Source organism: Catenulispora sp. GAS73, from assembly GCF_041262085.1.
Taxonomy (GTDB): Bacteria; Actinomycetota; Actinomycetes; order Streptomycetales; family Catenulisporaceae; genus Catenulispora.
Window position 1 is genome coordinate 1 of sequence record NZ_JBGCCM010000032.1, and the last position, 16689, is coordinate 16689.

General features: G+C 70.0%; 17 protein-coding genes. 11 read left to right on the forward strand and 6 right to left on the reverse strand.

The window, feature by feature from the left end; all coding sequences use genetic code 11:
* Positions 1-88: 88 nt before the first annotated feature.
* Positions 89-2605, reverse strand: a complete 2517-nt coding sequence (gene lon / locus ABH935_RS37410) for an endopeptidase La (RefSeq protein WP_370382710.1) — start codon at positions 2603-2605, stop codon at positions 89-91.
* Positions 2606-2821: 216 nt separating this feature from the next.
* Between lon and ABH935_RS37415 the strand changes: the two genes are divergently transcribed.
* A complete protein-coding gene (locus ABH935_RS37415) occupies positions 2822-3514 on the forward strand; it encodes a class I SAM-dependent methyltransferase (RefSeq protein WP_370382711.1) in 693 nt (230 codons plus the stop codon).
* A gap of 9 nt (positions 3515-3523) precedes the next feature.
* On the opposite strand, the gene ABH935_RS37420 is transcribed toward ABH935_RS37415, so the two are convergent.
* Positions 3524-4024, reverse strand: a complete 501-nt coding sequence (locus tag ABH935_RS37420; RefSeq protein WP_370382712.1) for a cupin domain-containing protein — start codon at positions 4022-4024, stop codon at positions 3524-3526.
* Between the two features lie 178 nt (positions 4025-4202).
* Here ABH935_RS37420 and ABH935_RS37425 point away from each other — a divergent pair, with 178 nt between their 5' ends.
* Both ABH935_RS37425 and ABH935_RS37430 read left to right on the forward strand, forming a co-directional pair.
* Positions 4203-4289, forward strand: a complete 87-nt coding sequence (locus ABH935_RS37425; protein ID WP_370353282.1) for a putative leader peptide — start codon at positions 4203-4205, stop codon at positions 4287-4289.
* A gap of 118 nt (positions 4290-4407) precedes the next feature.
* Positions 4408-5787 (forward strand): LLM class flavin-dependent oxidoreductase, encoded by a 1380-nt coding sequence (locus tag ABH935_RS37430; RefSeq protein WP_370382713.1) that lies wholly within the window; start codon positions 4408-4410, stop codon positions 5785-5787.
* A 195-nt stretch (positions 5788-5982) separates the two neighbouring features.
* Here ABH935_RS37430 and ABH935_RS37435 read toward each other — a convergent pair whose 3' ends face one another.
* Complete coding sequence (locus ABH935_RS37435; RefSeq protein WP_370382714.1) at positions 5983-6606, reverse strand: LuxR C-terminal-related transcriptional regulator; 624 nt, start codon at positions 6604-6606, stop codon at positions 5983-5985.
* 68 nt (positions 6607-6674) lie between these two features.
* Complete coding sequence (locus tag ABH935_RS37440; RefSeq protein ID WP_370382715.1) at positions 6675-7343, reverse strand: LuxR C-terminal-related transcriptional regulator; 669 nt, start codon at positions 7341-7343, stop codon at positions 6675-6677.
* A gap of 216 nt (positions 7344-7559) precedes the next feature.
* Between ABH935_RS37440 and ABH935_RS37445 the strand changes: the two genes are divergently transcribed.
* From ABH935_RS37445 to ABH935_RS37480, 8 genes are all read left to right on the forward strand, one after another.
* Positions 7560-8432 (forward strand): choice-of-anchor P family protein, encoded by an 873-nt coding sequence (locus tag ABH935_RS37445; protein ID WP_370382716.1) that lies wholly within the window; start codon positions 7560-7562, stop codon positions 8430-8432.
* Entirely contained in the window at positions 8429-9109 is a 681-nt protein-coding gene (locus ABH935_RS37450) for a PIG-L deacetylase family protein (RefSeq protein ID WP_370382717.1), read from the forward strand. Before ABH935_RS37445 ends, ABH935_RS37450 begins: the two co-directional genes overlap by 4 nt.
* A gap of 85 nt (positions 9110-9194) precedes the next feature.
* Complete coding sequence (locus ABH935_RS37455) at positions 9195-10523, forward strand: glycosyltransferase family 2 protein (RefSeq protein WP_370382718.1); 1329 nt, start codon at positions 9195-9197, stop codon at positions 10521-10523.
* Complete coding sequence (locus ABH935_RS37460) at positions 10520-11074, forward strand: exosortase/archaeosortase family protein (RefSeq protein ID WP_370382719.1); 555 nt, start codon at positions 10520-10522, stop codon at positions 11072-11074. Before ABH935_RS37455 ends, ABH935_RS37460 begins: the two co-directional genes overlap by 4 nt.
* Complete coding sequence (locus ABH935_RS37465; RefSeq protein WP_370382720.1) at positions 11064-11474, forward strand: hypothetical protein; 411 nt, start codon at positions 11064-11066, stop codon at positions 11472-11474. Before ABH935_RS37460 ends, ABH935_RS37465 begins: the two co-directional genes overlap by 11 nt.
* 1 nt (position 11475) lies before the next feature.
* On the forward strand, positions 11476-12411 hold the full coding sequence (locus ABH935_RS37470) for an ATP-grasp domain-containing protein (RefSeq protein WP_370382721.1): 936 nt from the start codon (positions 11476-11478) through the stop codon (positions 12409-12411).
* Positions 12408-13583 (forward strand): non-hydrolyzing UDP-N-acetylglucosamine 2-epimerase, encoded by a 1176-nt coding sequence (wecB, locus tag ABH935_RS37475; protein ID WP_370382722.1) that lies wholly within the window; start codon positions 12408-12410, stop codon positions 13581-13583. Before ABH935_RS37470 ends, wecB begins: the two co-directional genes overlap by 4 nt.
* Positions 13580-14332: an HAD family hydrolase gene (locus ABH935_RS37480; protein ID WP_370382813.1), complete on the forward strand. Its 753-nt coding sequence runs from the start codon at positions 13580-13582 to the stop codon at positions 14330-14332. Before wecB ends, ABH935_RS37480 begins: the two co-directional genes overlap by 4 nt.
* Positions 14333-14391: 59 nt before the next feature.
* Here the strand turns inward: ABH935_RS37480 and ABH935_RS37485 are convergent, their stop codons facing one another.
* Together ABH935_RS37485 and ABH935_RS37490 are read right to left on the reverse strand one after the other, a co-directional pair.
* Complete coding sequence (locus tag ABH935_RS37485) at positions 14392-15147, reverse strand: decaprenylphospho-beta-D-erythro-pentofuranosid-2-ulose 2-reductase (protein WP_370382723.1); 756 nt, start codon at positions 15145-15147, stop codon at positions 14392-14394.
* 103 nt (positions 15148-15250) lie between these two features.
* Positions 15251-16645, reverse strand: a complete 1395-nt coding sequence (locus tag ABH935_RS37490) for an FAD-binding protein (RefSeq protein ID WP_370382724.1) — start codon at positions 16643-16645, stop codon at positions 15251-15253.
* Between the last annotated feature and the right edge of the window lie 44 nt (positions 16646-16689).

Consider the following 16689-nt stretch of genomic DNA (forward strand, 5'->3'; position numbering starts at 1 on the left):
AGCTCACCGGTCCACTCACCCTGCATAGAAGCAGTCTGGCCCCGTCAACAAAACGACGAGGCCAGAACCAAACATCTTCAGCAGCCTTCTAGACGGCAGCCACAGCGACAGGGCGCTCCGCGGGCTCCAGGGCGAGGTCCAGGACCTCGCGCACGTCGCCGACCAGGTGCACGGTCAGCTTGTCCAGCACCTCGTCCGGGACGTCGTCCAGGTCCGGACCGTTGCGCTTGGGCAGCAGCACGGTCGTCGCACCGGCCTGGTGCGCGGCCAGCAGCTTCTGCTTCACGCCGCCGATCGGCAGGACCCGGCCGGTCAGGGACACCTCGCCGGTCATCGCCACGTCCTTGCGGACCAGGCGGCCGCTCAGGAGCGAGGCCAGGGCCGTGGTCATCGTGACGCCGGCGCTCGGACCGTCCTTGGGCTGGGCCCCGGCCGGCACGTGGACGTGCACCGCGCGCTTGCTGAGGTCCGCCACCGGCAGCTCCAGTTCGGCGCCGTGCGAGCGCAGGTAGCTCAGCGCGATCTGCGCCGACTCCTTCATCACGTCGCCCAGCTGGCCGGTCAGGGACAGGCCGGTGCCGCCGGTCTCCGGGTCGGACAGGGAGGCCTCGACGAAGAGCACCTCGCCGCCGGCGCCGGTCACCGCCAGGCCCGTCGCCACGCCGGGCACGGCCAGGCGGTCGGCGGTCTCCGGGGTGTGGCGGGGACGGCCCAGGTAGTCCTTCAGGTTCTCGACCGTGATGGTGAGCTCGGTCAGTGTACCCTTCGAACCCTCTGGGGTCGCCTCGGTGGTCACCTCGATGTCAGCCGCGTCCGCAACACGTGCGTCGTCGGATGCGACTTCAGCGTCCTGATCCAGAACCGTCGCCTGGCTTTTGGCCGCGGCTTCAGAATCCGCCAGGGCCGTCTTCGCAGCGACCTTGCGCAGCACCCGGGAGATGGCGCGCTCCAAATCACGCACACCGGCCTCCCGCGTGTACTGCTGAGCCAGCAGCCGCAGCGCCTCGTCGTCGAACGCCACCTCGTCGGTGGACAGCCCGGCGCGGTCGATCTGGCGCGGCAGCAGGTGGTCGCGGGCGATCAGGACCTTCTCGTCCTCGGTGTAGCCGTCGAGCCGCACCAGCTCCATGCGGTCCAGCAGCGGGCCCGGGATGGACTCCAGGACGTTGGCCGTGGCCAGGAACACCACGTCCGACAGGTCGAGCTCGACCTCCAGGTAGTGGTCGCGGAACGTGTGGTTCTGCGCCGGGTCCAGGACCTCCAGCAGAGCCGCCGTCGGGTCGCCGCGGTAGTCGGCGCCGACCTTGTCGATCTCGTCGAGCAGCACGACCGGGTTCATCGTTCCGGCGTCCTTGATCGCCCTCACGATCCGGCCGGGCAGCGCACCGACGTAGGTACGCCGGTGACCGCGGATCTCGGCCTCGTCCCGCACGCCGCCGAGGGCGACGCGCACGAACTTGCGACCCATGGCGCGCGCCACTGACTCGCCGAGGCTCGTCTTGCCGACGCCGGGCGGGCCGACCAGGGCCAGCACCGCGCCGGAACGACGTCCGCCGACCAGCTCCAGGCCCTTGTCCTGGCGCTTCTTCCGCACGGCCAGGTACTCGACGATCCGCTCCTTGACGTCGTCCAGACCCGCGTGGTCGGCGTCCAGGACGGCGCGCGCGCCGGCGATGTCGTAGGAGTCCTCGGAGCGCTCGCTCCACGGCATCTCCAGGACGGTGTCCAGCCAGGTGCGGATCCAGCCGGCCTCGGGGTTCTGGTCCCCGGAGCGCTCCAGCTTGTCCACTTCCTTCAGCGCCGCCTCGCGGACCTTGTCGGGAAGGTCAGCGGTCTCGACGCGGGACCGGTAGTCCTCCTCTTCGGAGGCCTCCTTGCCGTCGAGTTCAGCCAGTTCCTTACGGATGGCAGAAAGCTGGCGGCGCAGCAGAAACTCGCGCTGCTGCTTCTCCATCCCGTCCTCGACGTCCTTGCGGATAGACTCGTTGACGTCCAGCTCCACCAGGTGCTCGCGACCCCAGGTCAGCAGCTTCTCCAGCCGCTCGTCGACGCTCAGCGTCTCCAGCAGCTCGACCTTCTGCACGGCCTTCAGGTACGGCGCGTAGCCGGCGGAGTCCGCCAGCTGCGAGGGGTCGGAGATCTGCTGCACCATGTCGACGACCTGGAAGGCCTCGCGGTGCTGCAGGATCTCGATGGCCAGGTCCTTGTACTCCTTGGCCAACTCGCGGGTCTTGGAGGTGATCGGCGGCTCTTCGAGCACGATCGCCTCGACCCACAGGGCCGCGCCCGGACCGGTGGTCCCGACGCCGATGGTGGCCCGGTGCGTCCCGCGCACCACGGCGACCATGCGCCCGGAGCCGGCCATCCGGCCGGTCTGCTCGATGATGCCGACGACGCCGGACTTGGCGTAGTTGCCGTCCAGCCGCGGCACGAGCAGCACCTGCGGCTTGCCCCCGCGTGTGGGGCCGTTGGCGGCGGCGTCGACGGCCGCACGGGTCTCGGAGTCGGACAAATCCAGCGGCACGACCATGCCCGGCAGGACGACCGCGTCGTCCAGCGGGATGACCGGGAAGGCCTTGGTCGCGCCGGTCATGTTCTCACTCATTCGCTGTGGCTCCCTACAAGAAGTAAGTTGAGTCTGACTCACTCAATGTCTGAGGGCCGCGCGGTGTTCCCGAGGGATTGTTCGCTGTGAGCGATCGCATACCCAGTGGCGGAAGGCAGCGGGGTTTGCGCAGGTCGGCGTCTGCTGTGAGCAGATGAGTGATCGCTCGAAGAGAACCCGGGGACGGCGGGCCGGGCGGTAGGCAATGTGGAAGACATGCCGAACTCCACGCCTGCCCCGTACGACGCGATCGCCGACTGGTACGAGACGGAATTCCTCGCCGCGCAGGGCGATTCCGATCCGATCGGTGTCGATGCCGCCATCACCACGCTGCTCGGAACAGCACCCGAGGGAACGGGCCCCGCCTGTCTGGAGATCGGGTGCGGCACTGGAGCGCACGCCGCGACGGTCCGTGCGCTCGGCTGGACGCCGGTCGGCGTCGACCTCTCCTCGGGGATGCTGGCGTACGCCGCCGGCCGGCTTCCGGTCGCGCGCGCCGACGCCGAACACCTCCCGATCGGGACGGGGGCGCTCGACGCCGTGATCGCGGTGATGGTCCACACCGACATGCCGGGCTACGCGCGCGTCGTCGCCGAGGCCGCGCGGATCCTGCGGCCCGGCGGGAGGTTCGTGCACGTCGGCGTGCATCCGTGCTTCTGCGGCGGGTTCGCCGACCGCGGCGATCCGGCGGCGGCGGTCATCCGCCCCGGCTACCTCGACGCGGGGCGGTGGACGACGGACTCGTGGACGTCGAACGGCGTACGCGACAAGGTCGGGGCGACGCACTGGCCGCTACCCGACCTGCTGCACATGGTGACCGCCGCGGGCCTGGTCCTGGAACGCTTCACCGAGGGCGGGACGCCGGTGCCGATCACCTTCTCACTTCGGGCTTCCAAGCCAGATGCCTGATCTCCTCGATCAGGTCATGAACTGGTCGTGCCGCGCGTAGAGCTCGGTCCACTCCTCCGGCGACAACACCCGCCCCGCGTTCCGGATCTCCGCCAGTTCCTCGAAATACGGCTCGCGCGGCGCCCCCGGCGCGAACAGCACCAGCATCGAGGCCGCCTCCCCCGAGGTGTTCGCGAAGCTGTGCACGCCGCCCGGCGGCACGAACAGGTAGTCGCCGGCGTTCGCGTCGCGCCACGTCTCGCCGTCGTAGAGCGCGACGCTGCCGTCCAGGATGAAGAAGGCCTCGGAGAACGTGCGGTGGTAGTGCCCGCTCGGCGTCGTGCTCTGCGGCTTGCCCGGGAGCAGGTCCCAGCGGTACAGGCCGTACAGACCGCCCGTGGTCTCGCCGGTGGACAGCAGGCTGACGCGCGAGGCGACCCCGATGTTCAGCTCGGGCTCGGCGTCGGAGGTCCGGAACGTGGCGCTGACTTCGCCCTGCTCGGCGAAGTAGCGAGGTGAGGGGTAGGACATGCCCCGAACACTACGGCCGGGTGGTCGCGGGCCGGTAGAGCCGATCTTGGCTCGCTTGTCTGGGCCACTTGGCCGAACCGCGGCGATTCACCGCCGAATCACGCCGTATCGCGCCGAATACTGAGACGGATATCCCGCGATATTGACGTTCCCTGAGATTTGCTGTCATTCTCAGAACATGAGACGCGCCACTGTTCTCGTGGCTCGCCGTCACGTCGATCTGCGCCGGACCGCGAGCGCGATCTGTCCTGCGTGCGCATACTGACTCGACGCCCCTGAGCTGGGCCCCAGCCAGTCTCCAGGCACATTAGTTTCTGCCTCCGAAATATTCGGACCCCACTAATCTTCGGCCACCGAAGAATCCCATTCCGGGGAGCCACTTCATGCCCGCACGCAATGTCCGCCCGCTCCACCTGAACGCATTCCTGCACGCCCCCGGCCACCACGACGCCGCCTGGCGCCACCCGGCCAGCGGCGGCGACCGGACCCTGGACGTCGACTACCACATCGAGCTGGCCCGCACCGCCGAGCGCGGGCTGTTCGACGCGGTCTTCCTGGCCGACAGCCTGGCGGTCCGCAGCCGCCCCGACGCCACCGTCGCCGCCGGCCTGGAGCCGCTGACCCTGCTCACGGCGCTGGCCACGGCCACCGAGCACATCGGCCTGATCGCCACCGCCTCGACCACCTTCTACGAGCCCTACATCCTGGCGCGCACCCTGGCCTCGCTGGACCACATCTCGCACGGCCGCGCCGGCTGGAACGTGGCCACCGGCGGCGACCTGGCCGAGGCCGCCAACTTCAACCTGGACGAGCCGGTCGAGCACGCGGTGCGCTACGAGCGCGCGGCGGAGTTCCTGGACGTCGCCACGCAGCTGTGGGACAGCTGGGCCGACGACGCCGTGGTGCACGACCGCCGCGCTGGCCGCTACGCCGACCCGGACCGCATCCGCGAGGTCGAGCACACCGGCCTGTTCTTCAAGGTGCGTGGCCCGCTCAACGTGCAGCGCACACCGCAGGGCTGGCCGCTGCTCGTGCACACGGCCTCCTCCGCCGACGGCCAGGAGTTCGCGGCACGGTACGCCGAGGTCGTGCTCACGGCCCAGCAGAACATCGCCGACGCGACGGCATTCTCGCACGAGGTGAAGGCGCGCGCCGCCGCCTACGGCCGGGAAGCCCACGTCCCCGTCATCTTGCCGGGCATCGCGCCGGTGATCGGCTCCACGGAGGCCGAGGCCCGGCGGCTGGCGCGGGAGCTGACCGAGCTGCAGCTCGCGGAGCCGGGCGTGAGCCAGCTGTCCGACCTGCTGGACGTCGACGTGTCAGGGCTCGACCCCGACCGGCCGATCCCCGCCGGCCTGCTGCCGCGCGAGGAGGACCTGACCGACCACCGGTTCGCGCTGATTACCGACCTGGCGATCCGCGAACGCCTGACGGTGGGCCAGATCGTCGCGCGCCTGAGCGGCGGGCGCGGCCACCGCGCGGTGGTCGGCACGCCGGACCAGATCGCCGACTCGCTGCAGGAATGGTCGCAGGCCGGGGCGGCCGACGGCTTCACCGTGGCGCCGCCGATCCTGCCGGGCGGACTCACGGCGTTCGTGGACCACGTGGTGCCGGTCCTCCAGCGACGCGGACTGTTCCGCACCGAGTACGACGTCGGCACGCTGCGGGAACGCTTCAACGTGGCCCGCCCCGAGGACCATTTCCCGGAGCCGGCGCCGGCCGCCGTGCGACGAGCGGCGCGGCCGCCGCTGGCCCGCGTCTGAGCGTTCATCCAGAGGCCGACGGGCCGTGTGCAGACACCTCCAGACTCCGCGTCCTGATCGCTGCCGGTAGGACGCGGACCCGCCGGGGTGGCCGAGCTGTGGGAGGATCGGCTGCCCCGGCGCCTTTTGGGTGGCGCTTGGCGGTTCACGGTTGGTGTTGGTGCTGGTGCTCTGGTGCTGGTGTCTTGCGCCGCCTCACGCAGTCGGCTCCACAAGCCCGTAGCTCACCGCACAAGCCGCCGCCTGCAACCGCGAGTTCACTCCCAGCTTGTTCAGCACCGCCTGCGTGTGACTCCGCACCGTCGTCACCGAGATCCCCATCGCCGCGGCCATCCCGCCGGTCGAGGCCCCGCCGACCAGCTGCCGCAGCACCTCCAACTCCCGCGGAGTCAACGCCCCGGTCAGCCGCCGCGCCGCGGACTCCGTACCGGGCCGCCGCGTCGTCACCGCGTGCCGCACCAGAACCGGGTCGTAGTACCCGGCGCCGGCATGCAGTCGCTCTATCGCCGCCACGATCTCCTCCAGCGTGCGCCGCTTCGACATCAGCCCGTCCACGCCCGCAGTGATCAGCGCGTGCAACGGCGCGGCGTCCTGCTCGGTGGTCAACGCCAGGACCTTCGCGCCGCGGAGGTTCGCCGCGTCCGCCAACGCCGCCAGCTCGGGCGTCGGCGGCCCGAAGTCGACGACGCAGATGTCTGCTTCATGGCCACTGCTCGCCAAGGCACGCGGATCGAAGCTGACGTCGACCACGTCATGACCGCGCTGCCGCAACGCCGACGCGAACGCCTCAGCGAACAGCCGATACGCGTCGCAGAGCATGACTCTCACACCACGTCAACGAGGCCCCGGAACGTCCGGTCACTCGATGACACTAAAAGGTGAAGATCTCAAGTCCCGCCGCCCAGCCCCGCCTGCCGGCCGATGGCCGCCGCCTCCAGCATGCTGTGCGCGTCCAGCTTCTTCAGGATCCGCCTGACGTGGGTCCTGACCGTGTGCTCGGAGACGGCCATCCGCCGCGCGATGGCGCGCCGGTCCAGCCCCTCGACCAGGCATTCGAGCACGAGCTTCTCCCGCTCGCCGAGCGCCGCCACCCGCACATCCGAGTCCGTACTCTCCGGGCCTTCGCCACGCAGGTCGGAGAGGGTATAGGTGCGCAAGACCTCCGTCACCAGCTCAAAAGACACCCAGTACTCGCCGACCAGCGCGCCGCGGATCGCCCTCACCATCTCCGTACTCGACGACTCGGTCAGAATCCACCCCTGAACGCCGTCCTGCATCGCCTCCACCGCCTCGTCCACCGCCGTCGTCGGCCCGAGAATCAGGACCTTGGCATCTCCGACCCGCGCCAGGGACCTGATCAGACGTCCGGGATGGCTGCGGAAGACCGCGACGTCCACCAGCACCACCTCCGGCCGGTGTTCGGCGACCGCAGCGAGCAGTTCTTCCGACCCGGACACGGTCGCGACCACGGTCAGCCCCTCCCCCCGCAGGTAGGCAGCCAGCGCGTCGGCCACGGCGCGCAACGCGTCGCAGACCACGATCGTCCCCTCGGCCATGACCCGCTCCCCTGGTCACCTGATCAATCCTGATCAGTCAGTACTCCCGATGAATGAGACCGAAGTGACGGCGCCTGCACGATCTCATTCCCGCGCCGGAACACGAGACTACGGGTGATCAGGCCGACGCCACACGCGGTTCGGCCCATCCGCCACGAGCTTCGACCCGTTCGAGTCAGGCGATTTCGAGTCATGAGATGAGGAGCAGACCGCACTATGAGGGCACATCAACGAGGTCTGACCCCCCGGGGCTGGGGGATCGCCGCGGCGGGCACGGTCGTGTGCGCGGCGGGCCTGGCCTTGTGCCTGGGCGGCACCACGGCCGCCCAAGCCGCGCCGGCGGCGGTGGCCGGCGGCGCGTTCGGCGTGGCCGCGGACGTCAGCCTGGCCGGCGTCCACGTGCACGTCCCGGCCGCACCCGCGGTGACGCTGCCGTCGCCGGGCGGCAGCGCGACGACGATCACCGGGCACGCCGTCGGCCTCGGCGTCGGGGACCTGGCCACGCTCGGCGTCCTGGACGTCAGCACGGTTGGCACGCCGCCGGGCGGCAGCGTGCACAGCACCGCCGAGGTGCAGGGGCTGCGCGTGGACGCGGTGCTCGGCGGCGACGATTCGGCACTGCACGGCCAGGAGAACGCGATCAAGTCACAGTGCACTGCGACGGGCTCGGGCGCGTCGGCGAGCACTGATCTGGTCCACGTGATGATCGCCGGGCAGACCGTGGCCGCGAACCCCGCGCCGAACACGCACCTCACCGTCCCGGGCATCGCGGACGTCGTCCTCAACGAGCAGACCCAGACCGGCAGCGCCGGGTCTCCGGGCATCACGGTCAACGGCGTGCACATCCGCCTGCTGCCGGGCCTGGGCGCCCTGGGCGGCGGCGACATCTACCTCGCGCAGTCCCGCTGCTCGATCACCGGCGGGACCGGCATGCCGGTCGGCGCGGTCGGCGGCGTGGTGCTGACCGGGGTGCTCGGCGTGCTGTTCACCGGCTACCAGTTCCGCAAGCGGCGCTCGAACCGGGGTTCGTCCGGCGGCGGAAACGGTGATGGGCTCGGCGGCGGGATCGGCGACGGGGCCGGCGCGTGAAGGTGCTGGCCGTCGGGGCGCACCCGGACGACGTGGAGCTCGGGTGCGGCGCCGCCCTGCTGGCGCACCGCGCCCGGGGCGACAGTGTCGGGCTGCTCGTGCTCACCGGTGGTGAGCACGGGCCGCAGGGCCAGTCGTCGCGGGTGTCGGAGCAGGAGATCGCCGCGTCCATCCTCGGAGCCGACCTGTTCTGGGGCGGCTTCGAGGACGGCGCGGTGCCGGAGGGGCGCGCCGGGGTAGCGGTGGTCGAGGACGCGATCCGGGCCACCGGCGCGGACGTCGTCTACACGCACTCGCCGCGCGACAGCCACCAGGACCACCGCTCGGCGGCGGTGGCCACGCTCGCGGCCGGGCGGCTGGTCAGCAGGATCCTGATGTACGAGACGCCGTCGTCGCTCGGGTTCGCGCCGACGGTGTTCGTGGACGCCGGCGAGCACCTGCCCGGGAAACTGAAGGCGTTGCGGGCACACGTATCGCAGGTGTTGAAGAACCAGATGGTGGACCTGGACGCGGTCGCGGCGCAGGCGCGCTTCCGTGGGTTTCAGGCGCGGTTACGGCACGCTGAGGCGTTCGAAACCGAGCGATTTGCTTGGGATCTGAGCAGCGCGGGCCTTTCCGGTCCTCGTGTTGATCAGCACGTCTCAGGTATCGAATACGCACCGTCCGCGGGCCGGTGAACGCGTGAGCCGCGCCAGCCATCGCCGTGCCTCGGCCGTCCGGCTTCCGTCCGGATGGCCGAGACACGCGTTCATAGTCGGTGCGGTGCTCGTGCTGTGGTCAGTACTGGGCACTGCGGTCCTGACGGCGGGCGTCGTGTATCTGCTCGATGCCGTCTTCCTGTGCTTCTTCGTCCGACACACCGCTTTCGCGGTCTCCGCGCTACGACATGCGGACCCTGATTCGCTCGCGGCCGCGCGGTCCGATTCGCTGGTCTTCGGTGATCTGACGGGCTACCGGCCGGCGGTGTCGGTGCTGGTGTCGTGCAAGAACGAGCGGCTGGTCGTCGATCGGCTCGTTTCGGAGTTGCTGGCCTTGGACTACCCGGCTGAGCTGCTGCAGATCGTCATCGTCGACGACGGCTCCGACGACGGGACCGGCGAGATCCTCGATCGTCGGTCCGCTGCCGAATCGCGGTTGCTGGCGCTGCATCGGCCCGCGGGTTCCGGCCCTCCGGGCAAGTCCGCTGCCTTGAACTACGCGCTGCCCCGGCTGACCGGGGAGATCGTCGTGGTCTTCGACGCCGACCACCGGCCGCACCGCGACAGCCTGGCACTGCTGGTGCGGCACTTCGAGGATCCGAGCGTGGGCGCGGTGCAGGGCCGATGCCGGATCCGCAACGCCGCCGACGCGCCGCTGACTCGGCTGATCACCGTGGACTACCTGGCCGGCTACCTGGTCAACGAGTTCGGGCGGCAGTCGGTGTTCGGGTTGCCGGCCTACGGCGGGGCGAACTGCGCGATCCGGCTCGCGGCGCTGCGGGATCTGGGCGGGTGGAACGTGCACAGCGTCACGGAGGACACGGACGTGACGCTGCGGCTGCTGCTGTCGGGACTGCGTGTGCGGTACGAGCCGGGCGCCGTGGACGACGAGGAGGGCGTCACGACGGTGCAGCGGTTCTGGAAGCAGCGGTATCGGTGGGCTCGGGGGCATCAGCAGGTGTGCCGGGACTATCTGCGGCATGTGTGGCGGGCTTCGCACTTATCAGTGCTCGAACGTGTCGAGACGGTGATGTTCCTGCTGATCTACCACGTGCCGGTGGCTTCGTTGCTGGCGTTGGGATTGCTGGTGCTGTCGGCGGCTGGGCTGGTGCCGGCGGCGTCGGTGCCGGGCGGGTTCGTGTTGTGGACACTGCTGTTTCTGGGGCCGCTGCTGGAGATCGGCGGCGGGATGTTGTTGGCGCGGACGCGGCGTTCGGATGTGCTGGCCCTGGTGTGGTTTCTGCCGATGTTCCTGGTGTCGGCGGTGTTGTGCGGGAAGGCTTGGTTCGACGGGCTGTCAGGGTCCTCCTATACGTGGGTGCGGACGGATCGGTCGGAGGCGGGATCGGGGCCAGGGGCGTCGGGTTCTTCGGCGCCGCAGGTGGCGTCGTGAGGCCGGAGCCGTGGCGGGTGTTCGTGCGCATCGGGGTGCTGCTGGCCCTCACGATCGCCGGTTTCGTCCTGTTGCAGCAGTGGATGCGGGGCGTGGAGACCACGGCGACCGTGGACGTCTTCCACGCGCTCGGCGTCGACGACGTGTCCCGCGGTTATCAGGCTTCGATCATCGTCGACGCCCGGTCACGCGGATCGTTCGCCGCGATCCTGACACCGGCGTGCTCGTCGCTGGCCTCGCTGTTGGCGCTCGGCGGACTCGCGGTGCTGCGCCCGACAGGGGCTCGGGGTCGCCTGGCACTCGCTGTCGGATCCGCGATGGCGGTGGTGTTCGTGGGAAACATCGCACGGATCGCGGCATCGATCGGTGTCGGGCTGCTGACCGGGCCTTCGGCGCTGGTGCTGTTCCACGACTGGGTCGGATCTCTTTTCGCTTTCGCTTACACGCTCGGAGGGTTTGTGTTGATGATGTGGTTCCTGCTGCCCAGGGACGGGGTGGCTTTGGACGACCTCTGTCTTGCCACCGCGGATGGGGTACGCCATGAGTCCTGAACCGGTGGCATTGGCGATCGGCGGCTCACTGGTCGCCGCCGCGGCCGTCCGCAGCGCTGTGACCAGGATCGGAGTACGTCGGCAACTTCGCGTCGCCCTCGTCGCCCCGGACCCTGCGGCACGCGTCGCAGCGGTACAGACAGCCGGCGAGAACGGCGTGGGACGCAACGCTCGGCTGCTGCTGGAGATCGCCGAGGCCGAGGAGGACATCTGGGTCCGGCAGGCGTTGGCGCAGACGGTGATGCGGCATCGGTGGGAGCCGGCGTGCACAGTCGCTTTGGTGCGGCTGCGGGTGTGGGCCAAGCAGGAGTTGCTGTGGGGGCGGCTGGAGGTGCCCGCCGCGTCGGTGGTGGGTGAAGGTTCGCAGGCGTTGGTTTCGACCGGCTGGTGGGAGGAGTGACATGACGGAAACAGTGCTGGTCACAGGGGTCGGTGGGCCTGCCGGAGTCTCGGTCGTCAATGCGCTGCTGCGCGCTGGCGTGCGTACAGTCGCAGTGGACTGTGATGCTTCCGCTGCAGGGCTCTCGTTGGGTGACGTGTCAGGGATCGTGCCGATGGCAGGGGACCCCAAATTCATCGAGACTTTGTGCGATCTCGCAGTGTCCCAGGGTGCTGACGCGGTGGTCTCGACCGTCGCTGAAGAGCTCGTCGCGCTGGGAACACGCGCTGAAGACCTTGCCGGCAACGGGATCGCGGTGTGGGTTCCTTCACAGAAGGCCGTGGAGCAGTGCTCTGACAAGGCCGTCTTCGCGGGGGTCTTGGCCGAGGCCGGGATCGCGACGCCCGCGACCGGTTTCGCCGCGTCCGACGTGCCAGGGCCCTGGATCGTGAAGCCGCGGTTCGGGCGTGGTTCGCGTGACGTGTATCCGTGCGACTCGATGGACGAGGTGGCGTGGGCGCTGCGGCGCGTCGTGGATCCCATCGTGCAGACGCGGTTGTCGGGGCTGGAGTTCACGGTCGACGCGCTGGTCGACCGCGACGGACGGTTCGCCGGCGGCGTGCCGCGCTGGCGGTTGGAGACGCGCGGCGGGATCTCGACGAAGGGCGAGACGTTCGCGGATGACAGGGTGCTCATAGGGGCCGCGGCGGTGCTGGAGGCCGTCGGGTTGTGCGGGGTGGCGTGCGTCCAGGGTTTCGTGACGGACGCGGACGAGGTGGTGTTCGTCGAGTGCAATCCGCGCTTCTCCGGCGGGCTGCCCCTGTCCCTGGCCGCCGGCGCGGACCTGGTGGGCGAATACGTGCGGGGAATCAGGGGATTGCCGATCCGGAGCTCGCGTCTGGGGTATCGGCCGGGTGTGCGGATGTCGCGACTGTTCTGTGAGGTGTTCGAAGGGTGAGACTCACCATCCCGTTCGGCACCCGGCCGGAGATCGTGAAGCTGGCGCCGGTCGTCCGCGAGCTGCGCCGCCGCGAGTGGCCCACCCGCCTGGTCTTCACCGGCCAGCACTACGATCCGGCGCTCGGCGAGGAGTTCCTGCGCTCGCTGGATATGGAGCCTGATTCGCGCTGGGCCCTCCCGCCAGACCCCGCGGCGGCCCTCGGCGCACTGATGGAGCGCGCGGTCGAGGAGGTGTCGGCGTTCGCCGCAGACGCCGTGCTGCTGATGGGCGACACGATGACGGTGCCGACGTTCTGCCTGGCGGCACGGCGCGCCTGCATCCCGCTGGTGCACCTGGAGGCGGGGCTGCGCTCGTTCAACGAGACGTCGATGGAGGAGGTCAACCGGCGCATCGCGGCCACGACGGCTTCGCTGCACCTGGCACCGACGGCCCTGGCCGCACGCTTCCTGACCGCCGAGGGCGTCGACCCGGCCCGGATCCGCGTGGTCGGCAACACGGTGGTGGACGTGGTGCGCGAGTCGGGCGTCGGCCGCGTGCCGGTGGAGTCGCGCGCCGGCGTCCTGGTGACGGCGCACCGCGCATCGACGGTCGACTCCCCCGCGCGCCTGCGGACGCTGGTGGAGCTGCTGGTCCGCATCGCCGGCCTGGCCACCTCGGACCCCGCCTTCGGCCCGGTGCTGTTCCCCGCGCACCCCCGCACCCACGACCGTCTCGTCACGGCCGGGCTGCTCACCGCGCTGACGGACGCGGGCATCCGGGTCGTCGGGCCGCTGCCGTACCAGGAGATGCTGACAGCGCTCGCCGCGTCCCGCGTGGTGGTGACGGACTCCGGCGGCCTCCAGGAGGAGGCGTCGTGGTTCGGCATCCCGGCCGTGGTGCTCCGCCGCTCGACACCGCGTTGGGAAGGCGTGGCCGCCGGCGCATCGGAACTCGTCGGCCTCGACGGCGACGCGGCCCTGGCAGCCGTCGCCCGCTTCGGCCACCTGGCGGAGCTGAAGCGCGTGGACGCCTTGGAGTGCCCGTATGGGGACGGCTTCGCATCCGCACGCGCAGTGGACGCGCTCGCCGAGGCCGAGGCGGCCGGGCTGCTGCAACTCCGGGAGCCGGACTTCGTGGGCCGCGCGGCGCCGGGGAGCGAGGAGCGCGAGGTGGAAGTCTCGTGGAAATGAACGGCGGCGGCATGCATCGAAATCTCGCAAGTGGGGCCAGCTATCTGAGCACCGCTGGCACCACCCACGTCGAGGCAGTCCTATGCGATCTCGACGACACCCTCTACCCCCAAGCCTCCTGGCTCGACGGCGCCTGGCGCGCAGTAGCAGCGGAGGCCGCACGCCAAGGAATCGACGAGCCCGCATTCCTCGCCGCTCTCCAAGCCGACTCAGCACTCGGATCCGCCCGCGGCGGCATCATCGACCGCGCCCTGGCAGTCGTGGGGGTCGGGGTATCAACCGACCCCGACCTCATCGCCCGCCTGGTAGCAGTCTTCCGCGCTCATCGCCCGGGGCGGCTGGAGCCGTATCCGGGGGTGCGCGAGGCGCTGGCCCGGCTGCGGATGGCGGGGGTGCGGCTCGCGGTGGTCACTGATGGGGACGTTGATGTGCAGGCTTGGAAGGTGCGCGCGTTGGGGTTGTCTGCGTTCTTCGAGTGCGTCGTCGTCTCTGATGCGGTGGGGGGACGTGCGGTGCGCAAGCCCCATGCCGCGCCGTTTCTCTCCGCTCTGGAGGGGCTCGGTGTCGGGCCCGGGCGGTGCGTTGTTATCGGCGATCGTCCTGAGAAAGATGTTACGGGGGCTTTGGGGGTTGACATCAGGGCTATTCGGGTGAAAACCGGCGAATATCAGCGGGCTGCCGATGTCGCTGGGACCTGGCATACGGCTGCTGATTTTCCCGCCGCCGTCGACTGGCTGCTCCAGAAGTGAAGCGGCGCGCGCCGGGAAAGTTCCCGACGCGCGCCGCCCATGAAAACGCAGTCAAGCGCTTACAGCGGCAGCTTGCGGAACAGCGGGCGCGGCACGTGCCGCAGGCCCGACATCACGTAGCGGAACGCGCCCGGCGCCCACACTGTGTGCGAGCCACGGCGCAGGCCAGCGATGATCGCGTCGGCGACCGCGTCCGGGGTGGTGGACAGCGGCGCCTTCTCCAGGCCGTGCGTCATCTTCGTGTCCACGAAGCCGGGGCGTACCACCATCACGTGCACGCCGGTGCCGACCAGGCTGTCGCCGAGGCCCTGCGCGAAGGTGTCGAGGCCGGCCTTGGAGGAGCCGTAGATGAAGTTCGACCTGCGCGCGCGCTCGCCCGCGACCGAGGACAGCACTACGAGCGCGCCGTGCCCCTGCTTCTTCAGTGCCTGCGCGACCACGATGCCGCTGGACACCGCGCCGGTGTAGTTCACGTGCGCGACCGCGGACGCGCGCGCCGGGTCCTTCTCGTCCTCGGCCTGGTCGCCGAGGACGCCGAAGGCCATCAGCACCACGTCGACGTCGCCGGTGGCGAAGACCTGCGACAGGACCTTGTCGTGGTCGTCGGTGGCGGCGGCGTCGAAGGCGACGACGTCCACCGCGGCGCCGAGGCGGCGGAGTTCGGCGGCGTTGTCCTCCAGGCGCTGGGAGGGGCGGCCGGCCAGGTAGATCTTCTTGGTGCGCGCGGCGGCCATCTTGCGGGCCGTCGCCATGGCGATGTCCGAGGAGCCGCCCAGCACCAGCAGCGACTGGGCCGCGCCCAGGGAGTCCTTCATATCCGTTGTTCCAATCCGTTGTGGCTGCGGGGCCCTAGAAGAGCTAGAGGAGCTACTGCGAACTCTAGAGAAGCCTCTCTGCAGAGCTCCGTATAGCGGGCCTCTACAGGTGCAGGCGGCGCGCCTGGTCCGACATGAACACCTGGTGCGGGTCGATCTCCGCGCGAAGCTTGCGGAACGCCTCAAGGCGCGGGTACATGTCCGCCATCAGCTCGGGCCGCATACGGGAGTCTTTCGCCAAGTACAGGCGGCCGCCAGCCTCCAGCACCTTCTCGTCCATGTCGTCCAGCAGCTGCGCCAGGCCTGCGGTGTTGGTCGGGAAGTCCAGCGCCAGAGTCCAGCCCTTGGAGGGGAACGACAGGTAGCCGGGGCTGCCCTCGCCGAAGCGCTTGAGGACGGTCAGAGCCGCCGGAGCGCCGTGCGCGGAGATCTGCTCGACGATCTGACGGAGTGTGTCCTCAGCGCCGAACGGAATCACGAACTGCCACTGCAGGAACCCTGCGGGACCATAGACGCGGTTCCACTCCATAATCCCGTCCAGAGGGTGGAAGAACGCACCCACGCCCTGGATCACGCCCTCCTTACGGACCGGCGCCTTACGGAACCACATCTCATTGAACGCGCGGCCGGTCATCTTGTTCAGCAGACCGCTGACCGGTACCGGGGGAACCTTGCCCAGGGACAACGGAGCGAACTTGCGCGGGTCCTTGCGGACCTTCGCCGGGAGCTCGTCCAGCTTCGCGAAGTCGCCGCAGGTCAGCACCGAGCGGCCGAGGTTGCGCCCGGTGGACAGGCAGTCGATCCAGGCCACCGTGTAGGGGTACTTCTCGTCGGTGGCGGCGAGTTCGGCCAGGACGCCGTCCAGGTCCGGGGCGCGCCAGATGTCGGCCTTGATGCGGGCCGTCTCGACCTTCTTGAACGCGATGGTGGCCTGGGTGACGATCCCGGTCAGGCCCATGCCGCCGGCCGTGGCCCAGAACAGCTCCGGCTCGGTGGCCGGGGTCAGCGTGCGGATCTGGCCGTCCGCGCCGAGCAGGTCCATCGACAGCACGTGCTGGGCGAAGGTGCCGGCGCTGTGGTGGTTCTTGCCGTGGATGTCCGCGCCGATCGCGCCACCGACGGTGACGTAGCGGGTGCCCGGGGTGACCGGCACGAACCAGCCCAGCGGCAGCATGGTGTTCATCAGCTGGTGCAGGCTGACGCCGGACTGCGCGGTGACGATCCCGTTCTCGATGTCGATGTTGAGGATCTTGTTGAGCGAGGTGGTGCGCACCACCCGGCCGCCGCCGTTCTGCGCCGGGTCGCCGTAGGAGCGGCCCAGGCCCCGGGCGATGACGCCGCGCGGGCCTGCGCCGGCGACCAGTTCGGCGAGCTGGTCGATCGCCGTGGGGTCGGCGACGTCGGCGACCGAGGGGCTGGTCATGCCCCAGCCGTAGAGGCGCTCGGAGTGCACCTCGCCGCCGGTTGAACTCTGCTGTGGCACAGCCACGTCTCTCACGTCCCTATATTCATTTCGACTTCAATACTGCCGCCCCCGAGCGG